Source organism: Candidatus Rhodobacter oscarellae (assembly GCF_001078595.1).
In the GTDB taxonomy this organism is placed as follows: domain Bacteria; phylum Pseudomonadota; class Alphaproteobacteria; order Rhodobacterales; family Rhodobacteraceae; genus Rhodobacter_B; species Rhodobacter_B oscarellae.
The window spans coordinates 2,358,933-2,382,978 of the sequence record NZ_LFTY01000002.1 but is presented as its reverse complement, the minus strand read 5'-3'; the positions used below and the strand labels follow the sequence as shown (position 1 = coordinate 2,382,978).

The 24,046-nt window shown below is 63.6% G+C and carries 21 protein-coding genes, 1 tRNA gene and 1 pseudogene; 11 read left to right on the top strand and 12 right to left on the bottom strand.

Annotated features, from left to right (window positions below; translation table 11 throughout):
- Positions 1-8: 8 nt before the first annotated feature.
- Positions 9-884, top strand: coding sequence for a lysophospholipid acyltransferase family protein (locus AIOL_RS16195; protein WP_049643938.1), 876 nt, complete (start codon positions 9-11; stop codon positions 882-884).
- Between the two features lie 490 nt (positions 885-1,374).
- Here the strand turns inward: AIOL_RS16195 and AIOL_RS16190 are convergent, their stop codons facing one another.
- The 5 genes from AIOL_RS16190 to AIOL_RS16170 form a co-directional block, all read right to left on the bottom strand.
- Entirely contained in the window at positions 1,375-2,532 is a 1,158-nt protein-coding gene (locus AIOL_RS16190) for an LLM class flavin-dependent oxidoreductase (protein WP_235439053.1), read from the bottom strand.
- 204 nt (positions 2,533-2,736) lie between these two features.
- Positions 2,737-3,612 carry a helix-turn-helix domain-containing protein gene (locus AIOL_RS16185; protein WP_082152632.1) on the bottom strand — a complete coding sequence of 292 codons (876 nt, stop codon included), beginning with the start codon at positions 3,610-3,612 and terminating at the stop codon, positions 2,737-2,739.
- A 600-nt stretch (positions 3,613-4,212) separates the two neighbouring features.
- On the bottom strand, positions 4,213-4,614 hold the full coding sequence (locus AIOL_RS16180; protein ID WP_049643935.1) for a DUF7737 domain-containing protein: 402 nt from the start codon (positions 4,612-4,614) through the stop codon (positions 4,213-4,215).
- 96 nt (positions 4,615-4,710) lie between these two features.
- Positions 4,711-4,785 (bottom strand) — tRNA-Gln (locus tag AIOL_RS16175).
- 140 nt (positions 4,786-4,925) lie between these two features.
- Complete coding sequence (locus AIOL_RS16170; protein ID WP_049643934.1) at positions 4,926-5,744, bottom strand: sulfotransferase family protein; 819 nt, start codon at positions 5,742-5,744, stop codon at positions 4,926-4,928.
- A 148-nt stretch (positions 5,745-5,892) separates the two neighbouring features.
- On the opposite strand from AIOL_RS16170, the gene AIOL_RS16165 reads away from it, so the two are divergent.
- The 4 genes from AIOL_RS16165 (at position 5,893) to AIOL_RS16150 (ending at position 9,396) form a co-directional block, all read left to right on the top strand.
- Entirely contained in the window at positions 5,893-7,470 is a 1,578-nt protein-coding gene (locus AIOL_RS16165; protein WP_049643933.1) for a DUF5928 domain-containing protein, read from the top strand.
- Positions 7,471-7,547: 77 nt separating this feature from the next.
- On the top strand, positions 7,548-7,727 hold the full coding sequence (locus AIOL_RS16160; RefSeq protein WP_049643932.1) for a zinc-finger domain-containing protein: 180 nt from the start codon (positions 7,548-7,550) through the stop codon (positions 7,725-7,727).
- Between the two features lie 18 nt (positions 7,728-7,745).
- On the top strand, positions 7,746-8,393 hold the full coding sequence (locus AIOL_RS16155) for a DUF2459 domain-containing protein (protein WP_049643931.1): 648 nt from the start codon (positions 7,746-7,748) through the stop codon (positions 8,391-8,393).
- Between the two features lie 91 nt (positions 8,394-8,484).
- On the top strand, positions 8,485-9,396 hold the full coding sequence (locus AIOL_RS16150) for a pirin family protein (RefSeq protein WP_049643930.1): 912 nt from the start codon (positions 8,485-8,487) through the stop codon (positions 9,394-9,396).
- 386 nt (positions 9,397-9,782) lie between these two features.
- Here the strand turns inward: AIOL_RS16150 and AIOL_RS16145 are convergent, their stop codons facing one another.
- The gene (locus AIOL_RS16145) at positions 9,783-11,423 is read right to left on the bottom strand and encodes an electron transfer flavoprotein-ubiquinone oxidoreductase (protein ID WP_049643929.1); all 1,641 of its coding nucleotides are present in this window, start codon (positions 11,421-11,423) and stop codon (positions 9,783-9,785) included.
- A gap of 211 nt (positions 11,424-11,634) precedes the next feature.
- Here AIOL_RS16145 and AIOL_RS16140 point away from each other — a divergent pair, with 211 nt between their 5' ends.
- From AIOL_RS16140 to AIOL_RS16130, 3 genes are all read left to right on the top strand, one after another.
- Complete coding sequence (locus AIOL_RS16140; protein WP_049643928.1) at positions 11,635-12,015, top strand: VOC family protein; 381 nt, start codon at positions 11,635-11,637, stop codon at positions 12,013-12,015.
- A 454-nt stretch (positions 12,016-12,469) separates the two neighbouring features.
- Positions 12,470-12,940, top strand: a complete 471-nt coding sequence (greA, locus tag AIOL_RS16135; protein WP_049643927.1) for a transcription elongation factor GreA — start codon at positions 12,470-12,472, stop codon at positions 12,938-12,940.
- A gap of 37 nt (positions 12,941-12,977) precedes the next feature.
- Complete coding sequence (locus tag AIOL_RS16130) at positions 12,978-13,994, top strand: hypothetical protein (protein ID WP_200898789.1); 1,017 nt, start codon at positions 12,978-12,980, stop codon at positions 13,992-13,994.
- A 250-nt stretch (positions 13,995-14,244) separates the two neighbouring features.
- Here the strand turns inward: AIOL_RS16130 and AIOL_RS16125 are convergent, their stop codons facing one another.
- Together AIOL_RS16125 and AIOL_RS16120 are read right to left on the bottom strand one after the other, a co-directional pair.
- Positions 14,245-14,703 carry a DUF6173 family protein gene (locus tag AIOL_RS16125; protein ID WP_049643925.1) on the bottom strand — a complete coding sequence of 153 codons (459 nt, stop codon included), beginning with the start codon at positions 14,701-14,703 and terminating at the stop codon, positions 14,245-14,247.
- Positions 14,700-14,960 (bottom strand): annotated as a pseudogene (locus AIOL_RS16120) (MBL fold metallo-hydrolase); the annotation flags it as partial. The gene AIOL_RS16125 and the pseudogene AIOL_RS16120, both read right to left, overlap by 4 nt.
- Before the next feature lie 153 nt (positions 14,961-15,113).
- Here AIOL_RS16120 and AIOL_RS16115 point away from each other — a divergent pair.
- Complete coding sequence (locus tag AIOL_RS16115) at positions 15,114-16,157, top strand: IS110 family transposase (protein ID WP_049641827.1); 1,044 nt, start codon at positions 15,114-15,116, stop codon at positions 16,155-16,157.
- A 333-nt stretch (positions 16,158-16,490) separates the two neighbouring features.
- Here the strand turns inward: AIOL_RS16115 and AIOL_RS16110 are convergent, their stop codons facing one another.
- Complete coding sequence (locus AIOL_RS16110) at positions 16,491-17,372, bottom strand: MBL fold metallo-hydrolase (protein WP_152912692.1); 882 nt, start codon at positions 17,370-17,372, stop codon at positions 16,491-16,493.
- Positions 17,373-17,374: 2 nt separating this feature from the next.
- Positions 17,375-19,087, bottom strand: a complete 1,713-nt coding sequence (locus AIOL_RS16105) for an acyl-CoA dehydrogenase (RefSeq protein ID WP_049643923.1) — start codon at positions 19,085-19,087, stop codon at positions 17,375-17,377.
- A 101-nt stretch (positions 19,088-19,188) separates the two neighbouring features.
- On the opposite strand from AIOL_RS16105, the gene AIOL_RS16100 reads away from it, so the two are divergent.
- On the top strand, positions 19,189-20,121 hold the full coding sequence (locus tag AIOL_RS16100) for an L-threonylcarbamoyladenylate synthase (RefSeq protein ID WP_049643922.1): 933 nt from the start codon (positions 19,189-19,191) through the stop codon (positions 20,119-20,121).
- A gap of 316 nt (positions 20,122-20,437) precedes the next feature.
- Here AIOL_RS16100 and AIOL_RS16095 read toward each other — a convergent pair whose 3' ends face one another.
- Positions 20,438-21,208 carry a hydroxypyruvate isomerase family protein gene (locus AIOL_RS16095; RefSeq protein ID WP_049643921.1) on the bottom strand — a complete coding sequence of 257 codons (771 nt, stop codon included), beginning with the start codon at positions 21,206-21,208 and terminating at the stop codon, positions 20,438-20,440.
- Positions 21,205-22,107 (bottom strand): DMT family transporter, encoded by a 903-nt coding sequence (locus AIOL_RS16090; protein ID WP_049643920.1) that lies wholly within the window; start codon positions 22,105-22,107, stop codon positions 21,205-21,207. Before AIOL_RS16090 ends, AIOL_RS16095 begins: the two co-directional genes overlap by 4 nt.
- Positions 22,108-22,221: 114 nt before the next feature.
- On the opposite strand from AIOL_RS16090, the gene AIOL_RS16085 reads away from it, so the two are divergent.
- Positions 22,222-23,874: a choline dehydrogenase gene (locus AIOL_RS16085; protein ID WP_049643919.1), complete on the top strand. Its 1,653-nt coding sequence runs from the start codon at positions 22,222-22,224 to the stop codon at positions 23,872-23,874.
- Positions 23,875-24,046: the final 172 nt, after the last annotated feature.

Below are 24,046 nucleotides of genomic sequence, written 5' to 3'. Positions count from 1 at the left end.
AGAGCGGTATGTTTTCCACCCCCCTGAGATCAGTGATTCATCACGCCCGATACTTCCCCCTATGGTCGGCGTTGACGATTTTTCGTTGGCGCGCATTTGACTTGCGGTCTCGAGGTTTGGGTACAACGTTTGGAACGGTTATGCGCTGGTTCCCACCTGCAAGGAGCCGGTTTGACCGCGAAGCAAAACGGGTCTTCCCCAACATGAAGCGCAGTGCGCGATTGAAGCTCGGTCAGGATATGGGCCGGCAAATGGGTCGAACGCTTTTTGAGATCTACCACGACGCCGAATTTCAGACCCAACACCATAAATTCCGAGCCTCCGGCCCTGGTCTTGCGGCCCTCAAAGAGGCGAATGCCGCGGGCAAAGGGGCAATCATTGTTTCCGGCCATTTTGGGCAATGGGAAGCCGTGCGGGCCGTCATCAAAATGCATGGCCTAGAAAGTGGAGCCGTCTATCGCCCCCATAAAAACCGCCACTACGAGCGCCGCATTCGGGGCGGCATAGAGGCTGGAGGGAAACCAATTCTTGCGACCGGTCGGGTCGGCACGCGAGCCCTGGTGCGTCATTTGCGAGACGGCGGCATCATCTCCATCTTGTTGGACGAAAAATACGCGGAAGGGGCTCGGATACCGTTTCTTGGCCATGACGCCCTAACATCTCTTTCCGCAGCGCAGCTTGCCCTCAAATACGACCTCCCCATGATCCCCGCCTACGGCATCCGGACTGACGACGGGAACGCATTTCGCGTGGAATTCGAGGCCCCAATTCCCCACACCGACAGCATGACCATGACCCGAGCCTTTAATGATAGTTTGTCTGCGCGGATAATTGCAGACCCAGAACAGTGGTATTGGATGTTGAGGCGTTGGGATGGTGCTTGAGTTCTGCTCGGTCTGATTCCCAATCATGGCCACATTCAAACTGCGGGTGGCTGCGAATGCCCGCAAAGCGGGCTGCGGGCGCAGCATCAGGGCGGGGTGCTGAGAGTCCGGAGAGGGCCGTTCGCGTGGCACGCGTAGCGTTCCTGCGTCAAAGAACTGAAACTCTGAAAATCCAGCCGCTTTCATGATGCGTATCCCAAGCGGAATTCAGCAGGATTACTGTGGTTGTTTTTGATGGTCGATGGGGCCGAACCTGCTGCGATAATAGGTCAATGCGCTGCCTGTTTCATCTTGTCTGGATCATGAACTCAACCCCGCGAAAATGCCTCGGCTTCAGAACGCCGTTGGGGCCCTTCGCTCAAAAGCTCGGTGTCGCCCTTGAAATGTGAATCCAGCCCTTTGGAGATCTGTGATCGCAGATCCTCGCCTGCAGACCTGCGATCACCTGTCTTGCTTGCGGCCGCCATGTGCAGCGGGCGGCCAGAGCCTTCTATTCAGCGGCGTTGACTTCTTTTTCATAGCGCTGCGTGGCTTCTTCAACCGCTTTGAGTTGTTTCTCCGCGAGGCCGGCGCGGTTTTTCTGAGCACGGTCAGCCGCCGCTTGCAGCCCCATGCCAGAAGACTGGAAATGCGGCATCACTTCGCGCGCAAAAAGTTCGAAACTCTTCTGCGTGGCTCCCTTGTTTGCCCAGTTATGTGCGAGCGTGAGGTAAGCGCCAAAGCCGCCGTTGCTTTGTTCGAGAAGTTCCTCGATCTGCTTGACCATCATTTCCGGTGTGCCAACGACGCCCAGGCCCCCATTTACGAAATCAATCATCTCGTCGAGATTGCCTCCTTCGACGGCCATCTGCGGGAAGGCCGCGACGTTCTGGAAATAGCGGAACCATTGGGTCATTCCGTATTTCACATCCTCGCGGGCCTGTTCTTCTGTCTCGGCAAGGTGCATCAGACCAACCAGACGCCATTTGGCCCGGTCTGCAACCTGTCCGTGTTCCTTGGCAGCCTGCTCCTGAATGGTCCAGTGATGCGCCAGAACGTCCATGCCGACAGCTACGGTCGCGCCCAGTGACAAAAGCCCGGCTCCGTAGCGTCCGGCAAGTTTGGCCCCCGAGGGCGAGGCAACGGCCGCGACGGCAAGGTCGAACAAAGGTTCAGAATACGGGCGCAGGTGCAAGCGTGCGTCCTTTAACGTCAGACGGTCGGACTCGTAGTTAATCGGCGCGTCCGACGTCAGCAGGCGGTAGGCGATGTCGATATACTCCTCAAAGAGGGGGCGCATCTGCTGTGGTTCGAGGCCCAGCATGGACGCATCCGTTGGAAGCGCGCCCGGACCCATCCCAAACATCACGCGCCCGCGGGTCAGATGATCCAGAAGCACCATGCGTTCCACCGTCCAAAGCGGGTTGTGATACGGCATCGAAACGACGCCGGTTCCCAGACGAATGCGCTGCGTACGCTCGGCGGCGGCCATAATGAAGATTTCGGGCGAGGCGATAATCTCGCTCCCTGCCGAGTGGTGCTCTCCGATCCAGGCCTCATCATATCCAAGCTTGTCGAGGTGCTGTAGAAGTTCCAGATCGTCATCCAAGGAAATTGTAGGATTATGACCCGGCGCGTGAAACGGTGCCATGAAGATCCCAAAGTTCATTCGCATAGTGTTCCTCCCTATACTCCTATGGCGCGCTCGGTGATCTTTGGCCTCTTGGGCATTTTATCGGCATGCAGGCTGGTTTTGGGGATCGACACAAGCGCAGTCCGGTCAGGTTGTACGCGGGTTTTTGGGAAATCTTGGAAAATCTGGTGAAAACGTTGGACAATTCTGCAGGGCAATTGCGGCGGTTTTCCCGGCGCTCTAGTCGCGCCGGAAGGTCGCCGGAGTCGCACCTTTTAGTTTCTTGAACACGCGGTTCATATGCGGCTGATCGTAAAAGCCACAGTCAACGGCGATGGCCTTCAGCGGCCTGTCAGAGGTGCTCAGCAAATGCAGCGCGCGCTCAACCCGCTGGTTCAAGACAAAGCTGTGGAAGGACAGACCGAAGGTGCGCTTGAACTTGCGCATAAAGCTCCAAGTGCCCAAGCCAGTGATGGCGGCGGCATGTTCGTATGAAATCTTGTCCTGAATGCTGTCATTCACAAAATCTACGATGCGCTTTGCAACAGCGGGGGGTAAGTGCCCAAAGCGTTCGCTCGTGACGAACCCGGTGTCGGCATATGTGCGCAAGAGGCGCACCGATAGCTCGCGCGCGGCCGCCTCGGCAATGAGCGGACCGCCAAGGCTTTGGTTTCCCGCTTCCTCACGGATAACGGCCATACATCTTGAAATGCCGGGATCCTTGGCCCGCAGAACATCTTTCAGCGAGATATCGGCGACTTCACGTTCGAAGACTTCCTGTGCGATGCTTTCGACCAGATCAGCTTTGAGATAGACATGCGAGACATCCACGGTCTCGGTCCAGGACCAGTCGGATTTCTGCGCCCGCGTCAAAAGCGTGAGGTCGCCGGGTCCAAGGGTGTAGTCACTCCATTTTCCGTCAACGCAGCGGCGCAACGGCGTGCGACCGTTCTCGAACGCGATGATCATGTAGTCGTCCATCGGCGGGAGTTCGATCTCCATCCCGAGGTGCCGATAGCTTCTGTAATTCAGCCCTGTCCATCCACGACCGTCACCATTGCGCAGCAAGCGTCCAGGCGCGTATTTTGGTAGCTCTTTATATGTGATGCTTTTCATTTTAGGCGAGATCGAAAGTAATCTTAGGACCTTTCTTTACTCCGAGGCAGGGTCCCTCAAGGATGAGACAAGGTTGTCGCAAGTTAACTCTTTGTGTCAAGTTTCGTGTTCAGACCGCGCTTTCGCCCTGACGGCGATACATCTCCACAAATCACCGGGGCCGGATGAAAACGGCGCACAAGTCTTCAAATCTCGCATTCCGCGACGCGGCCGGCGGCCGGTTTGGTGGCGCCGTCTGATGCACTCATATTGATCAGCAATCGCGAGGTGAGTGTTTAAACGTGTTGGGAGAGCATGCGTTTTTTTCGGCCAGGAGGTTCGACCGAACCTGCGTTTTGCACCGGTAACGAAAGGCGGCTTTGTCAGTCTGCGTCGCAGCACGCGGCAAGTTCAACCAAGGTCCGGTTTGGGCCGTCCCTGCGGATGGCGGTGCGCCGATCGAGTGTACATGCGGCAACCGATCTAACGGCGGGTCAGAGCCCGCTTTGACCAATGCTGCGCGTTTCATGTGAGATCGCTTCTGATTAACGCGCCAAGAAAAGTTGTAGACAAACGAAGACCCAAAATTGCCTCGTAAGCGTTGCTGTTCTACTTCTTTCGTTAATGCGATCGCTTTAATTGGCTAACAATGTCGCTCGCTTTGATTTGGTCATCCTCGGCCAGAATCAGCGCTTTGGACAGGATCATCGACAGCCGGTTATCTCCATCAAATGGCTGGGCCACTGCGGATGCCTTGGATACAGCGCCGGGCATGATGCATAGATAGCGGTCGCAGGGCGCCATCAGGATGTTGGAGCTTCCAAGGTGGATGACCGGAAACCCGTGTTGCCGTTTCCTCCCGATCTGCAGTCTAAAGTCGGCTTTGTCGGCGCCGGCCTTCAGGTCATTAATGTGATGCGCGGTGTAGTGGACATTGATGACCGAACCGTGCCGAATTAGGTTTCTGTTGCGGTTTCCGGCGGACTGAATCACGCCGCTTCTGGGCATGGCGCGCAAGGCCATGTGTTACACCCTGCGTCGCAGTTTCAGGATGCTGTGACACAAGGCTTGTATCGGCCTGGGTTAAGCCTTTGTTTTCTTGAGGATCTCTAAGAAACCTGGCTGGGGTGGTAGGATTCGAACCTACGATACACGGTACCAAAAACCGCTGCCTTACCACTTGGCTACACCCCAACGGTGATCGGCTAATTACGCGCCTCCTGCCCGTGCTTCAAGACCCGATCTTTCGCTTTTTTACGATTTACGGCGGCCGAAGCAGGGACTCGCTGTCGGTTACCGCGAATTGGTTGAGAATTCGTGCGCAAACTCGCTTATCAGGCGCCCAGCTTGGCGTGCACCTCGTCCAGATCGACCTCGCCCAGCGGCAATTTGTTCCCAGGATTCTCAAAGTCGTATTTGAAGAGCTGGAAGTCGCGCTTGTAGATCTCGTAGACCAGATGCATCGACAGGTCGTCGAAATAGTCCTCGATCGGGTGGGCGCGCTTGGGGCCGTGGCCTTCGCTTTCGTTAAAGCGCGGGATCTCCTCAAGCAGGACGGGGTGGGCCATCTCGATGCTGTTCAGCACGGATTGCATGCCGTCGTTGAACTGCTCGGTGAAGAAGATGTTGTCGTAGCGCCCGCCATTCACGATGAAGGTCGAGATATGCCCCGACATGGCCGACCAATGGATGTCGGGGTCCATCGGGCGGCGCCAGCGGATGGTGTCGCGGGCGAAAAGCAGGAACCGCCGAAAGCTCTGGATTTGGTCGAACTCCTGCTTGCCGTCCTCGCCGCCGACCTCGATCCCGTATTTCTGGATCAGCAGCGGCACAAGGTTGCCGCGATAGCGCTTGCCGTTGCGCTGGATGCCGCAGATCTTGTCGAAGAACGAGCTTAGGATCCGAGAGTAGGGGTTGCGCACGCAGGTGAACGCATAGGCCTGATGCTTCTGCACGTTTCTGGTGATCTTGGGCTGGCTGGAATCCAGCGCCCATTTATGCATCCCGCCCTTGGCGTCATGGATGTCGCCCTCGAAGAATTCGCCATGATCCGAGTAATACATGATCTGACCGATCGTCGAGCAAGCGCATTTCGGCACCACCCGATAGACCATGCTCTCGCTCTCGGTCATCCAGGTTCCAGGAAATCCCATAAAACACTGCCTCCTTAGCCGCGGTTCGTCGCCCGAATGGGGTGCGGCACATTCGTTCAGAAAAAAGCAAATAAATCCTGTTTATTCAATGGTTATTCGCGATATGTCTGCAAACAATGTGTAAGTAAGACGAGAAACTGTTTCCGAAATGGCAAAAATTGCCTTCATTCTGCTGTGCCACAAGGACCCAGAGTCCATCATCCGGCAAGCGCAGCGACTAACCGCCACGGGCGACTACATCGCGATCCACTTCGACGGCAACGCCAAGCAGGCCTTCTTTGACCGCCTGCAGGAAAAGCTCGCCGACAATCCCAACGTGGTGTTCACGCCGCGCCGCATCAAATGCGGGTGGGGGGAATGGTCCCTGGTCGAGGCCACCCTGTTGGCCGTGGAGTCCGCGGTGAAGGCCTTCCCGCGGGCGACGCATTTCTACATGCTCTCTGGCGATTGCATGTCGATCAAATCCGCCAGCTACGCCCATGACTTCCTGGACAAGGACGATCGCGACTATATCGAGAGCTTCGATTTCTTCAAATCCGACTGGATCAAGACCGGGATGAAGGGCGACCGCCTGCACTACCGGCACTGGTTCAACGAGCGCAAGCACAAGTTCCTGTTCTACGCCTCGGTGAACATCCAAAGGCGCCTGGGGTTACACCGCAAGGTTCCGCAAGATTTGCAGATGATGATCGGGTCGCAATGGTGGTGCCTGCGGCGGCGCACGGTCGAGTGGATCCTGGATTTCTGTCGCGCCCGCCCCGATGTGCTGCGGTTCTTCCAGACCACCTGGATCCCGGACGAGACGTTCTTTCAGACGCTGGTGCCGCATCTGGTGCCGCAGGACGAGATCAGCACGCGGACGCTCACCTTCCTGATGTTCACCGATTACGGCATGCCGGTGACCTTCTACAACGATCACTACGATCTGCTGCTCAGCCAGGACTACCTCTTTGCCCGCAAGATCTCGCCGGGCGCGTTGGAGCTGAAAAAGCGCCTGGGCGAGCTTTACGCCGAGGATAGCGCCGAGTTCTCGCTCTCTAACGAAGGGTCCAGCCTGTTCCGCTTCTTGGTCGGGCGCGGGCGGATCGGGCGGCGATTCGCGCCGCGATTCTGGGAGACCGAGGCCACCCTGGGCCGCGAAAGAGAGCTGCTGATCGTGGTGTGCAAGAAGTGGCACGTCGCCAAGCGGCTGCTGGCGCAGATCAGGGCGGTCACCGGGCTGCCTTGCATTGAATACCTGTTCGACGAGGAAACCACGCCGCTGCCGGATCTCGGCGGCATCCAGGGCTCGATCGAAAAGCGCACGCGGCACCGCCGGGCGCTGATGCGCATGCTGTTTGACTATTACAACACCGACCGGATGGTGGTCTGCCTGGACCCCAACAACCTGGACCTGATGCGCGATTTCTTCTCGGATCGCTCCACGACCAAGCTGCTGGAGGTGCAATGCGACTTCTCTGACGAGTATCTCTTGGGCCATGCCAAGCGGGTGGGGCTCGCGGGGGAGCGCACCAGCGCCGAGACCCTGACCAGCCTCCTGCCCACGATCCGCGCCGATGTTGTGTTCGAGAGCGATCAGATTCGTGACGCCGGGTTCGAGGGCATCTTTCGCGTCAAAGAGGCCAGCACCGCGGACGAGAACGCGGCCAGGCTGGCCGACTTCCTGGGCGTCGATCGCCAGGCGGCGCTTAAGATCACAACGAACGAATACCTCTTCGTAGATTGAGCCCGCCTGCGACTGGGCGGTTGCATTTCCCGCGCGCGTTATCATAAAGGCAAGAAACGCCAGCTAAGGGTGATCCTATGACCATCGAAGCGCCAGAGACAGAGATCGTAGAGACTATGCGCGTCGCTTGCGACGGCGGCGAAGGGGCGCTGGGCCACCCGCGGGTCTGGCTCTCGATTGACCCCAAGACCGGGTTCGTCGAGTGCGGCTATTGCGACAAGAAGTTCATCCATCGGGACTTTGTAGAAACCGAGTAGCTGCGCGTGCGACGGGGATTGCTCCGTGCCGTTTACGGCCTGGCATCTCTGGTGGCCGCCTATCTGATGGCGGCGGTCCTTGGCGCGTTGGTGCCGGGCCCAAGCGACGAACAGCCGGACGGCGGCGCGGTGCAGGTGCTCTTTCTTGCGGGGCCGATCCATTACGACATTCTGCTGCCCGCCACCGCCCAGACCCGCGAGGCGCTTGGCTTCGCAGAGCCGGCAGGGGTGCCGATCACGCACCCCGCGGTGGAATGGGTCCTGGTCGGATGGGGCGCCGAGCGGTTCTACACCACCACCGGCACATATCTCGACGTCAATGCTGGCGCCATCTGGCGCGGCGTGACCGGGGACCGGGCGGTGCTGCGCCTGGACGTGCTGGGCGCGTTGCCGCAGGATCATGGCCTGTCCGGGATTGTGCTGTCGAGCGCCGAGTACTCGGCCCTTGTGGCAAGGATTGCGGCAGAGAGTGACACTTCCGCGGCGCTGGACCATCCCGGCTTCACCGAGACGGACGCTTTCTTTGCCGCGCGCGGGCCCTTCCACCTATTTCGCACCTGCAATGTCTGGGTCGGCGAGGTCCTGCGGGCCTCTGGCGCGCGCTTTGGGGCTTGGACGCCGACGCCCTATTCGGTGCGGCTCAGCCTTTGGTGGCATCAGGGGTGAACGGGCCCTGTGCGCCGACGCGCATAGTCCGGGGATGTATCCGGCCCGAAGCGCGCCATATCTAAGGGACCAGCGACAAGGAGCCGATCCGATGACCTTCCGCCCCGTCACCTCGACCCACCAGGCCCAGCCCACCATGGAGGGCGCCGGCGTGCATCTGCATCGCGCCTTCGGCTTTGGCGACACGTCTGAGAGCGACCCGTTCCTGCTGCTGGATGACTTCCGCAACGAGGACCCGGCGCAGTACCAGCGCGGCTTTCCCTGGCACCCGCATCGCGGCATCGAGACGATCACCTATGTGCTGGAGGGCACGGTGGAGCATTCCGACAGCCTCGGGAACTCTGGGCGCCTCGGCGCGGGGTCGGTGCAATGGATGACCGCGGGGTCCGGGATCCTGCATCAGGAGATGCCGCTGGGCAACGCGCGCGGCCAGATGCACGGCTTCCAGCTCTGGGCGAACCTGCCGGCCAGCCTCAAGATGACGGCGCCGCGCTACCAGGACATCGCGGGCGGTGACGTGCCCGTGGTGACCGATGACGACGGCACCAGCGTGCGCGTGATCACCGGGGATTTCTGGGGCCAGCGCGGCCCGGTGGACGGGATCGCCGCGGACCCGCTTTATCTGGACGTCTCGCTGCCGCCCAGCACGCAAAAGGTGCTGAAGGTCGACACCTACGCCAGCACATTCGCCTATGTCTTCGCCGGCGCGGGCAGCTTCAAGGACGCCAGCGCGCCCCAGGGCGTGCTGGTCGAGAAGGAGGTCGCGGGCGAAGAGCTCAACATCCGGGACATGACGGGCAACCGAACCCTTGTGCGTTTCGGCACCGGCGATGAGATCACCGTGCGGTCCGGCGAGCAGGGGATGCGCTTCCTGCTGGTGTCCGGGCAGCCGATCAAAGAGCCCGTGGCCTGGCACGGCCCCATCGTGATGAACACCCAGGCCGAGCTGCAGCAGGCGCTGCGCGATCTGCAGAACGGGACGTTCATTCAGCCGGTGGGGTGAGTTGCGCCAGGCGTGGAAGTGAGAAACCCGCCCCGGACTTGATCCGGGGCCGCCACCTTGAACCAAGCGCAACAAGGGCAGCGGCCGACCTGGAGGTCGCTTGTGTAGCATCGCCACTTGGCGCGCGTGCTCTGCAAACGCAGTTGTTTCAGTGGCTTGCGACGGTGCAAAAGCGGCCTCCTGGGGGAGGTCGGCCGCTGCCCGAGGCAAGCTCGGGCGGGTGCATTTTTTGGGTTCCGTGGCGTCTGGTGTCGGCAAGCGTTGTCAGGGCGTTGCGCTTGGCTCAAGGTGGCGGCCCCGGATCAAGTCCGGGACGGCAGACCTTCAACGCCCGCTCCCAGGCCAAACCGCCTCACCAAGCCGGGCTATGCCCGGCAACGTCCAGACTACATGTTCGGATAGTTCGGCCCGTCGCCGCCCTGCGGGACCGTCCAGGTGATGTTCTGGCTGGGGTCCTTGATGTCGCAGGTCTTGCAGTGCACGCAGTTCTGGAAGTTGATGACGAACTCGTTGTCGACCACCTCGTAGACCCCCGCCGGACAGTAGCGCTGGGCGGGCTCGGCGAATTTCGGCAGGTTCACCTTGATCGGCGTCTCCGCATCGGTCAGCCGCAGATGCGCGGGCTGGCTCTCCTCGTGGTTCGTAAACGAGAAGCTCACATTCGTCAGGCGGTCAAAGCTCAGCTTTCCATCGGGCTTGGGGTAGTCGATGGGCTTGTGCTTGCTCGCGTCCTGCGTCGATTGCGCGTCGTTCTTGCCGTGTTTGACCGTTCCAAACAGGCTGAAGCCGCCGAATATGGTCTGGAACCACATGTCGAACCCGCCAAGCGCCAGGCCACCCAGGGGGCCGAATTTGGCATTCAGAGGTGCGACGTTGCGAACGCGGTGCAGGTCTTTGCCCACGGGGCCGGACTTTAGCGACGCGTCATACGCCTCAAGGAGATCGCCGCCGCGCCCGTCCTGGATCGCCGCATGGGCCGCTTCCGCCGCCTCAATCCCGGAATGCATCGCGTTGTGGTTGCCCTTGATCCGGGGCAGGTTCACCAGCCCCGCAGAGCAGCCAAGCAGCGCGCCCCCGGGGAAGGCAACCTGGGGGATCGACTGGTAGCCGCCCTTGGTCACCGCCCTTGCGCCATAGGCCACGCGCTTGCCGCCTTCCAAGAGCTTGGCGATCTTGGGGTGATGCTTGAAGCGCTGGAATTCCATGTAGGGATAGAGATGCGGGTTCTTATAGTTCAGGTCGACGATGTAGCCGACATAGACCTGGTTGTTGTCGAGGTGGTACACAAAGGACCCGCCGGAGTTCTTGAACCCCAGGGGCCAGCCCATCGTATGGGTGACCTCGCCCTCGTTGTGCTTGTCTGGGTCGACCTCCCAGATCTCCTTCATGCCGATGCCGAATTTCGGCACGTCGCAATCCTCGTCCAGACCGTATTTCGCGATCACTTCTTTCGAAAGCGACCCGCGCACGCCCTCGCTGAGGAACACGTATTTGCCCAGGAGCTCCATGCCGGGCTCGTAGCCATCGCCGGGCGTGCCATCGGCGTTCTTGCCGAACTCGCCCGCGACCACGCCCTTAACCTCGCCATCGTCGCCATAGATCAGCTCGGAGCACGCCATGCCGGGGTAGATCTCGACGCCCAGCGCCTCGGCCTGCTCGGCCATCCAGCGGCAGACATTGCCCATCGAGACGATGTAGTTGCCGTGGTTGTTCATCAGGGGCGGCATGATCGCGTTCGGCAGTCGAATTTGACCGGCCTCGCCCAGGACGTAAAAGTTGTCCTCCTTGACCGGCACGTTCAGCGGCGCGCCCTTGTCTTTCCAGTCGGGGAAGAGCCGCGCCAAACCGGAGGGGTCCAGCACCGCGCCGGACAGAATATGCGCGCCGACCTCCGAGCCCTTCTCGAGCACGACGACCATCAGCTCCTCGTCGAGCTGCTTCAGACGGATCGCCGCCGACAGGCCCGCAGGCCCCGCGCCTACGATGACCACATCGACTTCCATCGACTCGCGTTCGATCTCCGACATCTCCGAACCCCTTTTTGCTCGCGTCCCGCTTGGCTCGCGCCGTGGTACTTGGCCCGTGCCGGGCGGTCAATTGCGACACGACGTTACAAAGGCCAAACGCGACGTTGCCGTCAGTTTGTGGGCGGGCAAGAAACCGCTTGACCTAAAGTTGACTTGAGGAATTACGACTCAGGGCATCAACGCAACACAACCGATGATTGGAGACCCCCAAATGACTGCGATGCTTGAACATGTGAACGTCACCGTGGCCGACCCCAAGGCCACCGCCGCCTGGCTGCAAGAGATCTTTGGCTGGCACACCCGCTGGGCGGGGGACTCGATCTATGGCGGGCTCACCGTGCATGTGGGCACGGACGCGCAGTACCTGGCGCTCTACGCCCCGCCGGAGCCGCCCAAGGGCCAGGCCCATAGCTACACGCATATCAACGGGCTGAACCATATCGCCGTGGTGGTCGACGACCTCGACGCCACCGAGGCGCGGGTGAAGGGCAAGGGCTTTTCCGTGGGCGAGCACTACGACTACGAGCCGGGGCGGCGGTTCTACTTTGACAGCCCCGAAGGCATCGAGTTTGAGGTGGTGGAGTATGATTAGGGGATTGTGGCGGTTCTGGCCTGGGGCCGCCACCTTGAACCCAGCGCAACATGGGCAGCGGCCGACCTGGAGGTCGCTTGTGTAACACCGCCACTTGGCGCGCGTGCTCTACAAACGCAGTTGTTTCAGTGGCTTGCGACGTTGCAAAAGCGGCCTCCTGGGGGAGGTCGGCCGCTGCCCGAGGCAAGCTCGGGCGGGTGCATTGTTTGGGTTCCGTTGCATCTGGTGTCGGCAAGCGTTGTCTGGGGGGGGGGCGCCAGATCCCCAAAGGCCCGCCCAGACGCAATCGTAACCCTCTTCCCCGCGCCCATAATCCCGCGCAAACCAACGCGAAATTCAGCCCATGGGGCCATCCAACACATGCAATACCGGGCAAACCCGGCTTGACTTTCCCAGCGCATCTGTTGAGGTAGATCGCCAAGACTGCCTACCCCCTTTCCGGAAGTACGGACCCATGGACAAAATACCTTTGACCCGCGCGGGCCACACCGCGCTCAGCGAGGAATTGAAGAGGCTCAAGTCAATTGAGCGTCCTGCGATCATTAAGGCGATCGCCGAGGCTCGCGAGCATGGCGACCTCAGCGAGAACGCCGAGTATCACTCCGCGCGCGAGAAGCAGGGCTTCATCGAGGGCCGCATCAAGGAGCTTGAGGGGGTGCTGGGGCTGGCGGACGTCTATGACCCGGCGACGCTGTCGGGCACGATCAAGTTCGGCGCCACGGTCAAGATCGTCGACGAGGACACCGATGAAGAGCGGACCTATCAGATCGTGGGCGAGCCCGAGGCGGATATCGAGAGCGGCAGGCTGAACATCAGGTCGCCGCTGGCGCGGGCGCTGATCGGCAAGGATGTGGGCGATTCCATCGAAGTGCGCACGCCGGGTGGCGAAAAGGGCTATGAGGTCCTCAGCATCGACTATATCTAGGGGCGCGACTCGGTAGGCGCTCCCAATAATGAGTACGATGGACGAGAAGCAGAACCAGACGCCGATTGATCTCGGCATTTACCGGCGTCAGGAGGCGGCGCCAAAGGTCTCGTCGGTCGAAATGGCCGCCGTGGCGGTCTCGATTCTGTGGATGGCGGGCGTCGGGGCCTTCTTCCTCTTGACCGCGAATTCCGAGCGGCCGCTGGACTCCCTGCGCTTCGTGATGACGCTGATGGCGATCTTCCTGCCGGTGGCGCTGATCTGGGTCGCGGTGACCGCGGCGCGCGCCAGCCAGGTGATGCGCGACGAAAGCGCCCGGCTGCAGGCGGCCATTGACGCGATGCGCCAGTCCTATGTGCAGGCGCTGCAGTCCAGCCAGGGGGTGAAGCCCTCGGTCGAGCGCAAGCTGGACGAGATCGCCGCCGCGCAGCGCAAGACCGCGCACACGATCGCCACCTTCACTTCGATCCGTCCCGAGGTAGAGCCCAGCGCCGTCTCCGCCCCGGCCATCGCCGAGACGCCGGACCCCGAAGAGCAGGGCAAGCTAGAGCTCGGCACCTCGGTCGAAGAGATGACCGCCGCGCCGGTGAATGTCTCGGATTTCGTTAAGGCGCTGAACTTCCCCGAGAATGCCGAGGATCGCGACGGCTTCCGGGCGCTGCGGCGGGCGTTGCAGGATCGCCAGACGGCCGAGCTGGTGCGCTATAGCCAAGACGTGCTGACCATGCTCAGCCAGGACGGCATCTATATGGACGATCTGCGCCCGGATCGGGCGCGGCCCGAGATCTGGCGCAAATTCGCGCAGGGCGAGCGCGGCCGGGCCATCGCCGGGCTCGGCGGTGTGCGCGACCGGTCCTGCCTGGCGCTTACCGCGGCGCGGATGCGCGAGGACCCGGTGTTCCGGGACGCCACGCACCACTTCCTGCGCCGGTTCGACAAGACCTTCGCGGCGTTCGAGGCCGGGGCCACTGACGCCGACGTCGCCGCGCTGTCGGACACGCGCACGGCGCGGGCCTTCATGCTGCTGGGGCGGGTGACGGGGACGTTCACCTAGGGGCTTGGGGTTGGGTCGGTGGACTGACGCTTGGCTCGGGCGGGGTGCACCTCGCCACACCTCACGGCACCGCGCGGTCTGTTAACCAGGCCGTTTCCGGGCAAGTTGCCCGACGGAAAGCCGACAAAAGGCCGACGTTACGCCGACACGGGGTTCCCCTGTAAAATATGGCGTTAACCGCCGATTCGCGCCTCGTCGTGGCGGCGCTGCTAACGCCGCGGTAACTTTGCCTTAACGGATGCGGTGACCTCTAGCCCTCGGCCTTGTCCAGCTCCTGCTCCAGGCGGAACCCGATCCGCCGCGGCGCCTCGGTGGCGACCTGCTTGGGCAGCGCCCGCAGCATCACGTTCAGCTGGGTGACGTGCTGGATAAGCTGGGTCTTGGCCCCGGTGGGATCGCTGCCATAGAAGGTCACGATATCGGGGTCGAAATAGCCGATCCCCTCGATGCGCACCACGCCCGCATCGCCGCCGGTAAAGCCCATGGCGATCTCGTGCTCGGCGTCGAGCTGCTCCTCGAAGTTCTTGATATATAAGATCAAACGCTCATAGGCCCACTCGGCGGGGCTCTTCTGCTCCACCGGTTTCTTGGCCAGGGCGGGCGGCAAGGGGATGTTTGGCCCGCTCTCCATATCCGCGACCGTGACGCGTATGCGCGGCAGCATCGCGTCCTCTTTGGCCTCCGCCGTGGTCTTGATCTCGTCGCTCATGCTTCCCTCATCTGCCAGGCCCAGGCGCCGTTTTCTAGGCGGGTCCGGGAGGCCTCGCCAAGCGCCAAGAGGTGGTTGAGATGCGCCACCGCTTCGACCAGGGCCAGGCCATATTCTCCGGCGCCGATCTTGCGCAGGAACAGCGGCTGAAAGCAATCCACCGCGCTGCGCGGCTGGGTCAAGAATTCGCGCAGCCGGCGCAGCGCGCCATGGTGGTTCTCGATCTTCTGGCGCAGCCGAAACGGCAGCCCGGTGAAGATACCGTAATGGGCCTCGGCGCGAATCTCGGTCGTTACGCTTGAAGCGGTGTCGCAGAGAGGGTGTCGTTGCCCTTTGATACGCATGATGCGTGTCTACGAGGTCTTGCCAGATGGCGCGCCTCAATTCCAAAGAATAGAAAGGACAACGACATGGATATCTTTATCGGACTGGACGTCTCTCTGGCAAGCACGGCTGTTTGCGTGCTCGGTGATCGCGGCAAGATCCTGAAGGAAACTGACGTCGCCAGCGAGCCGGAAGTGTTGGTCAGCTTCCTCAAGGCCTTGCCCTGCGAGATTACCGGGATTGGCCTGGAAGCGGGTCCACTGTCCCAATGGCTTCACAAGGGGCTGACCGAGGCCGGGCTACCCGCGATCCTGATGGAAACGCGGCAAGTGAAGGCGGCGCTGAAAGCAAGCCCGATCAAGACGGATCGGCGGGATGCACAGGGGATCGCGCATCTCCTGCAGATGGGTTGGTTCAGCGCCGTGCACTGCAAGTCGGTTCCTGCTCAGGAAACACGCGTGTTGCTGACGGCGCGCAAGGCGATCCAGAAGGTACTGATCCAGTTGGAACTGTCGGTGCGGGGCGTGTTGCGCAACTTTGGCCTGAAGATGGGACCCGTCTCGAAAGGTCGCTATGACCAGCGGGTCAGGGACCTGGCGGCGGGCAATACTGTGCTGAAAGCGGCTATTGAGCCGATCCTGCGTGCCCGCGCAGAGCTGCGAAGGGAACTTGCGGGGTTCGAGAAGATGGTGCGCGATCAGGCGAAGATCGATCCGATCTGTCGCCTGCTGATGACCATGCCCGGTGTGGGTGCCGTCGTTGCGCTGACGGTGAAGGCCGCGATCGATGATCCCACACGCTTCAAACGATCTCGTGATGTTGGCCCCTGGGTCGGGCTGACGCCGGGGCGGGATGAATCCGGCGAGCGGTCCATTGTGGGCGCGATCACCAAGGTCGGAGACGCAGGTCTCCGGGCGGCGCTCTACCAGGCGGCCAACGTGATGCTGCATCATGGCGGCCCGAACTGGCTCAAGTCCTGGGCGCTGCGCCTTGCCGAGCGTCGTGGGAAGAGACGTGCCACCGTGGCGCTGGCCCGTCGCATCGGCGTGGTGCTGCACCGGATGTGGGTGGATGGAACCGGGTTCCGCTTCACCCGTGACGAGGCGATGGCGCTCCGGCAGAACGCCTGAGCGCCCCGCATCCATGATTGAAATGTTTTCAGCACAAGGAGCGTTCGGCCGCACCTGACGGTGCCGGCCCACCAGTGTCCCAGCCGGGACGCGGTCCCCGATGATGTACGCAAGCTGCCATCTGCCGACCCGTTCCAGGGTTGAGCGCGCCCTGAAGATCGACACTCGGGAGCCGAACCGGACAAGGTATGAAGTTGGCAGCCATTGCGCTGACCACGGACGGAAGCACGAGCCCGGCGCAGACACATCACGGTGAGCAGGCATGCCGACAGGCGAGGCCAACAACACTGGCATATTCCCCATCGCCACAGCACAATCACTCCGCTGTGAACCTCACTGCGCCTGGCAGGCACCCCGGAAACCTTCGTCGGTTCCCGGGTTTTTGAGGGTGAAAACGCTGTCCTTGACATCAACTGGCCCATTACGGAAGGGCAGCTTATGCCCCGGCAGCACCAGCTGATCGGGGCGCGCGAACCGCAAGAGCCGCTCGCAGGCCTCGTACCATTCCGCGACCGGATCGGCGTCCGGCTCGGTGGCGTAGACGCCCAGATTGGGCGAGATCGATGGCAACAGCTGGTCGCCGCCCAGCACCAGATTATCGCTTTGAGACCAAAGCGTTGCGTGCTCCGGGGCGTGGCCGTTGCCAATGCGGATGGCCCAGTCGCGGCCGCCCGCGCGCAGGGTGTCGCCCTCGCGGAGACGGGTGAAGCCCAGGGGCAGGGGGGCCACGACATCGGCGAAGTTGAACGGGCGCTCCGCCAGTCGCTGCTCTAGGATCGCGGGCAGCATGCCCGCCGCCCGCCAGAAGTCAGCGGTCTCCGGCGCGACGTGGTCCTGCACGTCCAGCACCAGCATCCGCGCCATCAGCCAGGCGGTGCGGGTGGTGAGCAATTCGGCGCCGTGCTCGGCCTGGAACCAGCCCGCGTTGCCGATATGGTCGGGGTGGTGATGCGTCACCAGCACGCGGGTCACGGGCTTGCCCGCCAGGGGACCGTCCAGCAGCGCCTGCCAGATCGCGCGGCTGCGGCGCGAGGACATGCCGGTATCCACCAGGGTCCAGCCGTCGCCGTCATCCAGCGCGTAGCAGTTCACATGGTCCAGCTTCAGCGGCAGCGGCATGCGCAGCCATAAAACGCCCTCGGCGACCTCCACCGCGGCGCCCTCCTCGGGCGGCGCCTCGAATGGGTATCTTATGCCGCTGGCCTCACCATCCATCATTAGGCGACGGCCAGGTCTTCGGGCGACAGGGCGTAGAGCCCCTCGGCCCCGGCGCGGGCATGCGCGCAATTGGCGGCGTGGTCCGGCAGCAGGCGCGAAATATAGAACCCCGCCAGGGATTTACGCGTGTCGCCCCCGGCGCTGGCCGCCTTGAGGTGGTAATGCGCGCCCAGCACCCGCGCGAAGGCGCGCAGATAGGGCAGCGCGCCGGCGAAGCGGTCGCTCATGTCCTGGCCGACCAGCCATTCGGTGGTCTCGCGCAGGTTCTCCGCGGCGCTCCAAACCGGCTGCGCCAGATCGGGCATGGTCTCGCGCGCGGCCTCGGCGCCGGCCTCGATCTCGTCGAGCAGGCGATAGGCGGCCTCACCGCCATCCATCATCTTGCGCGCCACCAGGTCCATCGACTGGATGCCGTTGGTGCCCTCGTAGATCGCCGTGACCCGCACGTCGCGGGCGTATTGCGCGGCGCCGGTTTCCTCGATGAAGCCCATGCCGCCATGCACCTGCAGGCCAAGCTCGGACACGGCCATGCCGACCTCGGTGCCGTGGGCCTTGGTGATGGGCGTCAAAAGCGCCGCGCGCGCGGTCCAATCCGCCTGCCCGGTCGCGGTCGCCATATCCAGCGCCACGGCGTTGGCCAGCGCGATGGCGCGGGCGGCGAAAAGCTCGGCCTTCATGGTGGTCAGCATGCGCCGGACATCGGCGTGGTCCAGGATCGTGCCGGTCCCGCCCGGCACCGCGGCCCGGCCCTGCTTGCGCTCCAGCGCGTAGGCCAGCGCGTGCTGATAGGCGCCCTCGCCGGCGCCGATGCCTTGCACGCCCACGCCCAGGCGCGCGTTGTTCATCATGGTGAACATCGCCGCCATGCCGCCATGCTCCTTGCCGATGAGCCAGCCCGTGGCGCCGTCATACTGCATCACCGCCGTGGGCGAGCCATGCAGGCCCAGCTTATGCTCCAGGCTGACCACCTTCAGGGTGTTGGCCACGCCAGGGGTGCCGTTCTCGTCGGGGATGTTGCGCGGCACCATGAAGAGGCTGATGCCCTTGGTGCCCGGCACCCCATCGGGCAGCCGCGCCAGCACCAGGTGGCAGACATTGCCGGTAAAGTCGTTATCGCCCCAGGAGATATAGATCTTCTGGCCGGTGATCGCATAGGTGCCATCGCCGTTGGGCTCGGCCTTTGACCGCAAGGCGCCCACGTCAGAGCCCGCCTGCGGCTCGGTCAGGTTCATCGTGCCCGACCACTCGCCCGAGATCAGCTTTGGCAGGTAGAGCGCCTTGATCTCGTCGCTGGCATGGTGCTCGAGCGCCTCGATCTGGCCCTGCGTCATCAGCGGGTTCAGCTGCAGCGACAGGCAGGCGCTGGCCATCATCTCGTTCACCGCGGTGGTCACGGTCAGGGGCAGCCCCATGCCGCCATGTTCCGGGTCGGCGCTGGTCGAGACCCAGCCGCCCTCGGCGATCGCCTTATACCCGTCCGCGTAGCCCGGCGAGGTCCGCACCACGCCATTCTCCAACACCGCCGGGTGCAGATCGCCGTTGCGCTGCAGCGGCGCGAGCACGTCCTCGGACATCTTGCCCGCCTCGCTTAGGATCGCGTCCACCGTCTCGGCATCGGCCTCGGCGAACCGCTCTGTCGCGGAAACTGTGGCAAGCTCGACCACGTGGTCAAACAAGAAGCGGAATTCTGAAACCGGTGCGCGATACGGCATTGCGATACTCTCCAACGGACTTGGCAGCTTGGCGAACTCTCGGTAGATGGGGCGGATGCTAACACGGAGCCAAGGCCTCCGCAGTAGGGACGCCACGTCACATGTTAGAGACCCAGCGTTTGACGCCAGAGCAAATCGACCGCGCCGCGGCCATCCTGCGCGCGGGTGGGCGCGTGGCCTTCCCGACCGAGACCGTCTATGGGCTGGGCGCGGATGCCACCGACGACCGGGCGGTGGCGGGGATCTACGCGGCCAAAGATCGCCCGCGGTTCAACCCGCTGATCGTGCATGTCCCGGACGCGACGGCGGCCCGGCGGTTCGCGATCCTAAACGATCAAGCGGAACGCCTGGCGGGGGCCTTCTGGCCCGGACCGCTGACCCTGGTGCTGCCCCTGCGGGCAGAGGCCGGGATCGCGCCCTTGGTCTCCGCGGGGCTGAGCACGGTGGCCGTCCGCGTGCCCGCGCATCCCTTGGCGCAGGCGCTCCTGCGGGCGGTCGGGCGCCCCATTGCGGCGCCTTCCGCCAACCCCTCGGGCCGGATCAGTGCGACCACGGCGGATCACGTCTGGGACGGGCTCGCAGGCCGGATCGAGGCCGTTCTGGATGGCGGCGGATGCGATGTGGGGCTGGAATCCACCATAATCGGCCTGGCGCCGGATCCGGTCCTGCTGCGCCCCGGCGGGCTGCCCGCGGAGGCGGTCGAGGCCTGCCTTGGCGCGCCCCTGCGCCGCCATGACGGCGCGATCAACGCGCCGGGGCAGCTTTCGTCCCACTACGCGCCAGAGGCGACCATCCGGCTGGCGGCGGGCTCTGCCGAACCCGGCGAGAGCTTCTTGGGCTTCGGTCCTGGCCCCGCCACGCTGAACCTTTCGGCGGCGGGCGATCTGACCGAGGCGGCGGCGAACCTCTTTGGCCACTTGCGCGCGCTGGACGCCATGGGGCGGCCCATTGCGGTGGCCCCGGTGCCCGAGGCCGGGCTAGGGCTGGCGATAAACGACCGGCTGCGCCGCGCGGCGGCCCCGCGCCCAAGTTAGCCGTTGGGTTTTTGCGCGGGCCTTGGCGGGGCGCAATTTTCTTGCAAGAAAATTGCGAAACTCTTGCAAGAGTTTCTTCCGCGTGCCTCGAAGTGATCGTTTAAGCGCACCTACTCACCGGGTTGCGGGACCTACTTTCCTTGGAAGGAAAGTGCAAATCTCTTGCAAGAGATTTGGGTCACGCAACGCTCACTCCAGGCCATGAAGTCACACGCATTAATCCAGCCGGAGGCGATCCCAGTCTCTTGTTGCGCTTTGCAAGCCACTTGCCCGACCGAGACCAGGATTGCCCCGAAGATCACCCGCATCTGGCCCTTCACCCAATCGCGGCCCGCCGTTCTGCGGCCAGCCAGTCCAGGCTGTCCTCTGTCGCGCCCGCGGGGCGGTATTCCGCTCCCAAGGGGCGGGTCCAGCCCATTGCGCGGATCGCAGCGAAAACCGTTGGGTGGTGCAGTTCGCTCTCGTCCGGATTGCCTCTGCCCGGGACGCCGGCGAACTGGATATGCCCGACAAATGGCAGCAGGTGCCGCAACCGGGTCGTCACGTCGCCCTCGCTGCGCGCGACGTGGTAGCAGTCGAACATCAGTTTCAGGTTTGGCGCGGCCACCGTCTCGATCACCTGGCGGGCTTGATCGGTGCTCGACAGGAAATAGCCCGGCGCGTCATGGCGGTTCAGGGGCTCGATCAGGATGGTCCGGCGGGTCTGCGCGCAGGCGTAGCGCAGGTTGTCGGCGAACTGCTCGGCAGCAGCTGCGCCCGCGGCGCGTCCGGCCATGACATGGATGGCCTGGGCGTCAATCGCGTCCGCATAGTCGATGGCCTCGTCAATGGCGCCGCGCGCCTCGACGGCGCGTCCCGGCAGGGCCGAGAGACCGATATCGCCATCCCCGCCGATGCGCGTGTTCAGGCCCAGCATGGGCAGGGCGGTCTCGGACAGGGCGGCGCGCAGCTCGTCCTCCGGGACCGCATAGGGCCAATGGCACTCCACCGCGTCAAAGCCCGCGGCATGGGCGGCGCGGATCGCCTCCGGAAGGGGCAGGTCCTTCCACAGGAAGCCAAGATTGGCCGAGAACTTAAGCGCGCTCATGCTCGACCTCCCGGCGCGCGCCTGCGCATGAGCCGGGCGAGGGGCTCCAGCAGGCTCGCCCCGGCGATCAGCAGCACGCCCAGGGTCTCGCGTAGGCCGAAGGGCTCTCCCGAGAGCCAAGCCGCCGAGATCGCGCCCACCACGATCTCGGTCATGAACAAGAGCCCCACCACGCCCGGGTTGAGGTGCTTTGGCCCCCAAAGCGACAGGTAGGTGCCCGGGATCACCAGGACCACCACGAAGGCGATCAGCATCGGCATCGCGGGCCCGGCCTGGCCGACCGAGGCCACGCCCGCGGGCGCAAGCAGCAACGCCGCCCCCAGCGCCATCACGATCCCCCACAGGAAGAACCCCACGGTCAGATCCACCGCCTCATGCACCGGATTGGCCCGGATGCGCACCGCCACCACCGCCCAGGCCACGCCCGAGGCCAGCCCCATCCAGTCGCCGATATTCTGCGGCAGCGGCACGCGCAGCCCCAGCCCGAAGATCGTCAGCATCCCCGTGAAGGCCAGCGCCATCGCCGCGAAGCGCAGCGGCGTGATCGCCTCTTTCAGCACGACCCAGCCCAGCAGGGCACCCCAGATCGGCATCAGGTAGAACAGCAGGATCGCCCGCACCACCTCGGTGTAGATGATCGACATCGAGTAAAGCACCAGGGCCACGCCGCTGGCCAGGATTGTGATCTGCAGGTCCAGCCCGCCGCGCGCAAAGTGCCGCCAGCGCAGCGCCGCGATGGGCAGCACGATCAGCGAGGGCACCGCGAAGTAGAGCGTGATCACCCAAAGCTGGTGCAGCCCGGCATGCTCCAGCCCCCGCAGGGGGATCCAGAACAGCCCCCAGACCGCGCCTGCGCCCAGGCACGCCAGCTTGGCGCGGGATTCAACGGTGCCCAACAAAATGCGCGGTCCTGCGTTGCGGTGGAAGGCGCCGGGGCGCCGCTGCGCTCATGTTTCTTGTGTGCGGCCCTTGAGATCAATAGAAAAAAGCGTGGCGGTGCAGGGGGGCAGGGCGTGGAGTTCGACTATATCATCGTGGGCGCGGGCTCGGCGGGCTGCGTGCTGGCCAACCGGCTGAGCGCTGACCCCGCCAACCGGGTGCTGCTGCTGGAGGCCGGGCCGCCGGACAGGGCCTTGTCGCTGAAGATCCCCGCGGCGATGCTATCCAACCTGCGCAGCACGCGGCACAACTGGGCCTTCCAGGGCGAGCCCGAACCCGCGCTGGGCGGCAGGCGGCTGCAACATGACCGCGGGCGCACCCTCGGCGGGTCCTCGTCGATCAACGGGATGGTGTTCATCCGCGGACACGCGCTGGACTTTGACGGCTGGCAGCAGGCGGGCTGCGAGGGCTGGTCCTACGCGGATGTGCTGCCCTATTTCAAGCGCGCCGAGAGCAGTGCTGCGGGCGAGGGGACCTATCGCGGCGGCTCTGGCCCGGTGCATGCGCATTGGCCCGCCGCGAACTCTGTGCTGAACCGCGGCTTCTTGCAGGCCGGGCGCGAGGCGGGCTATCCCATCACCGAGGACATTAACGGGCGCGTGCAAGAGGGCTTTGGCCCGCTGGAATCCACCCGCCGCAACGGAGAGCGCTGGAGCATGGCGCGCGCCTATCTCGACCCGGCGCGCGGGCGCGCGAATTTGAAGATCGTGACCGGCGCGCTGGTGCAGCGCTTGGCGTTCGAGGGCGCGCGGGTGAGCGGTGTGCATTACCTGGCCGCTGGGCGGCCGGTGAGGGCGGCGGCGGCGCGCGAGGTGATCCTCAGCGCCGGCGCCGTGGGCAGCCCGCATATCATGATGCTCTCAGGCATCGGCCCCGCCGAGCAGCTGCGAGATGCGGGCATCGCGCCGTGCCATGACCTGCCGGGCGTCGGGCAGAACCTGCAAGACCACCCCGATTTCGTGATGCAGTTCAGATGCTTGCAGCCGGTGTCTCTCTGGCCGCAGACGCGGCTCCTGGGGCGTGTGCTGGCGGGGATGCAGTGGCTGCTGACCCGCGGCGGGATCTGCGCCAGCAACCATTTCGACGTGGTGGCCTGCATGCGCTCGGCGCCCGGCGTGGCCTACCCGGATCTGCAGCTGACGATGTCGCCGCTGGCGGTGGACAATAAAACCTGGGCGCCGCTCCCGGGCCATGCCTTCCAGATCCATATCGGCCTGATGCGCGCCCATAGCCGCGGCCAGATCACGCTGCGCGATGCCGATCCGGCGAGTCCGCCGCGCATCGAGGTGAACTACCTGCAAGACCCGCGCGACCGCGAACTTTTGCGCAGGGGCGTGGCGCTGGTAAGGGAACTTGTCGCGCAGCCCGCCTTTGCCGACCTGTGCGGCGCAGAGATTTTCCCGGGCAGCCATGTGCAAAGCGATGCGGATATGGACGCGGCGTTCAACGCAGATATCGCGTCGCAATGGCACCTCTCGGGCACCGCGCGCATGGGCGCGGCGACGGATGCAGGCGCCGTGGTCGACCCGCAGGGCTGCGTGCATGGCGTGCCGGGGCTGCGGGTGGTGGACGCCTCGCTTATGCCGCAGGTCACGAATGGCAACACCAACAGCCCGACGATCATGATCGCCGAGAAGCTGAGTGACGCCATCCTGGGCCGCCCGCCGCTGCCGCGCGAGGAGGTCGAGGTCTGGCAGAGCCCGGACTACGAGACGCAGCAGAGATAGGGGCGCTCCTATTGATGGCAGTTCCGCCCGGATAGGTTTGGCCTGGAGTGGACATTGGGCGCGCCAAATCTCTTGCAAGAGATTTGCACTTTCCTTCCAAGGAAAGTGGGCCCGCAAGCGGCAAGGGGGTGCGATTTAGGGATCATTTCGGGGCGCGCTGAAGAAACTCTTG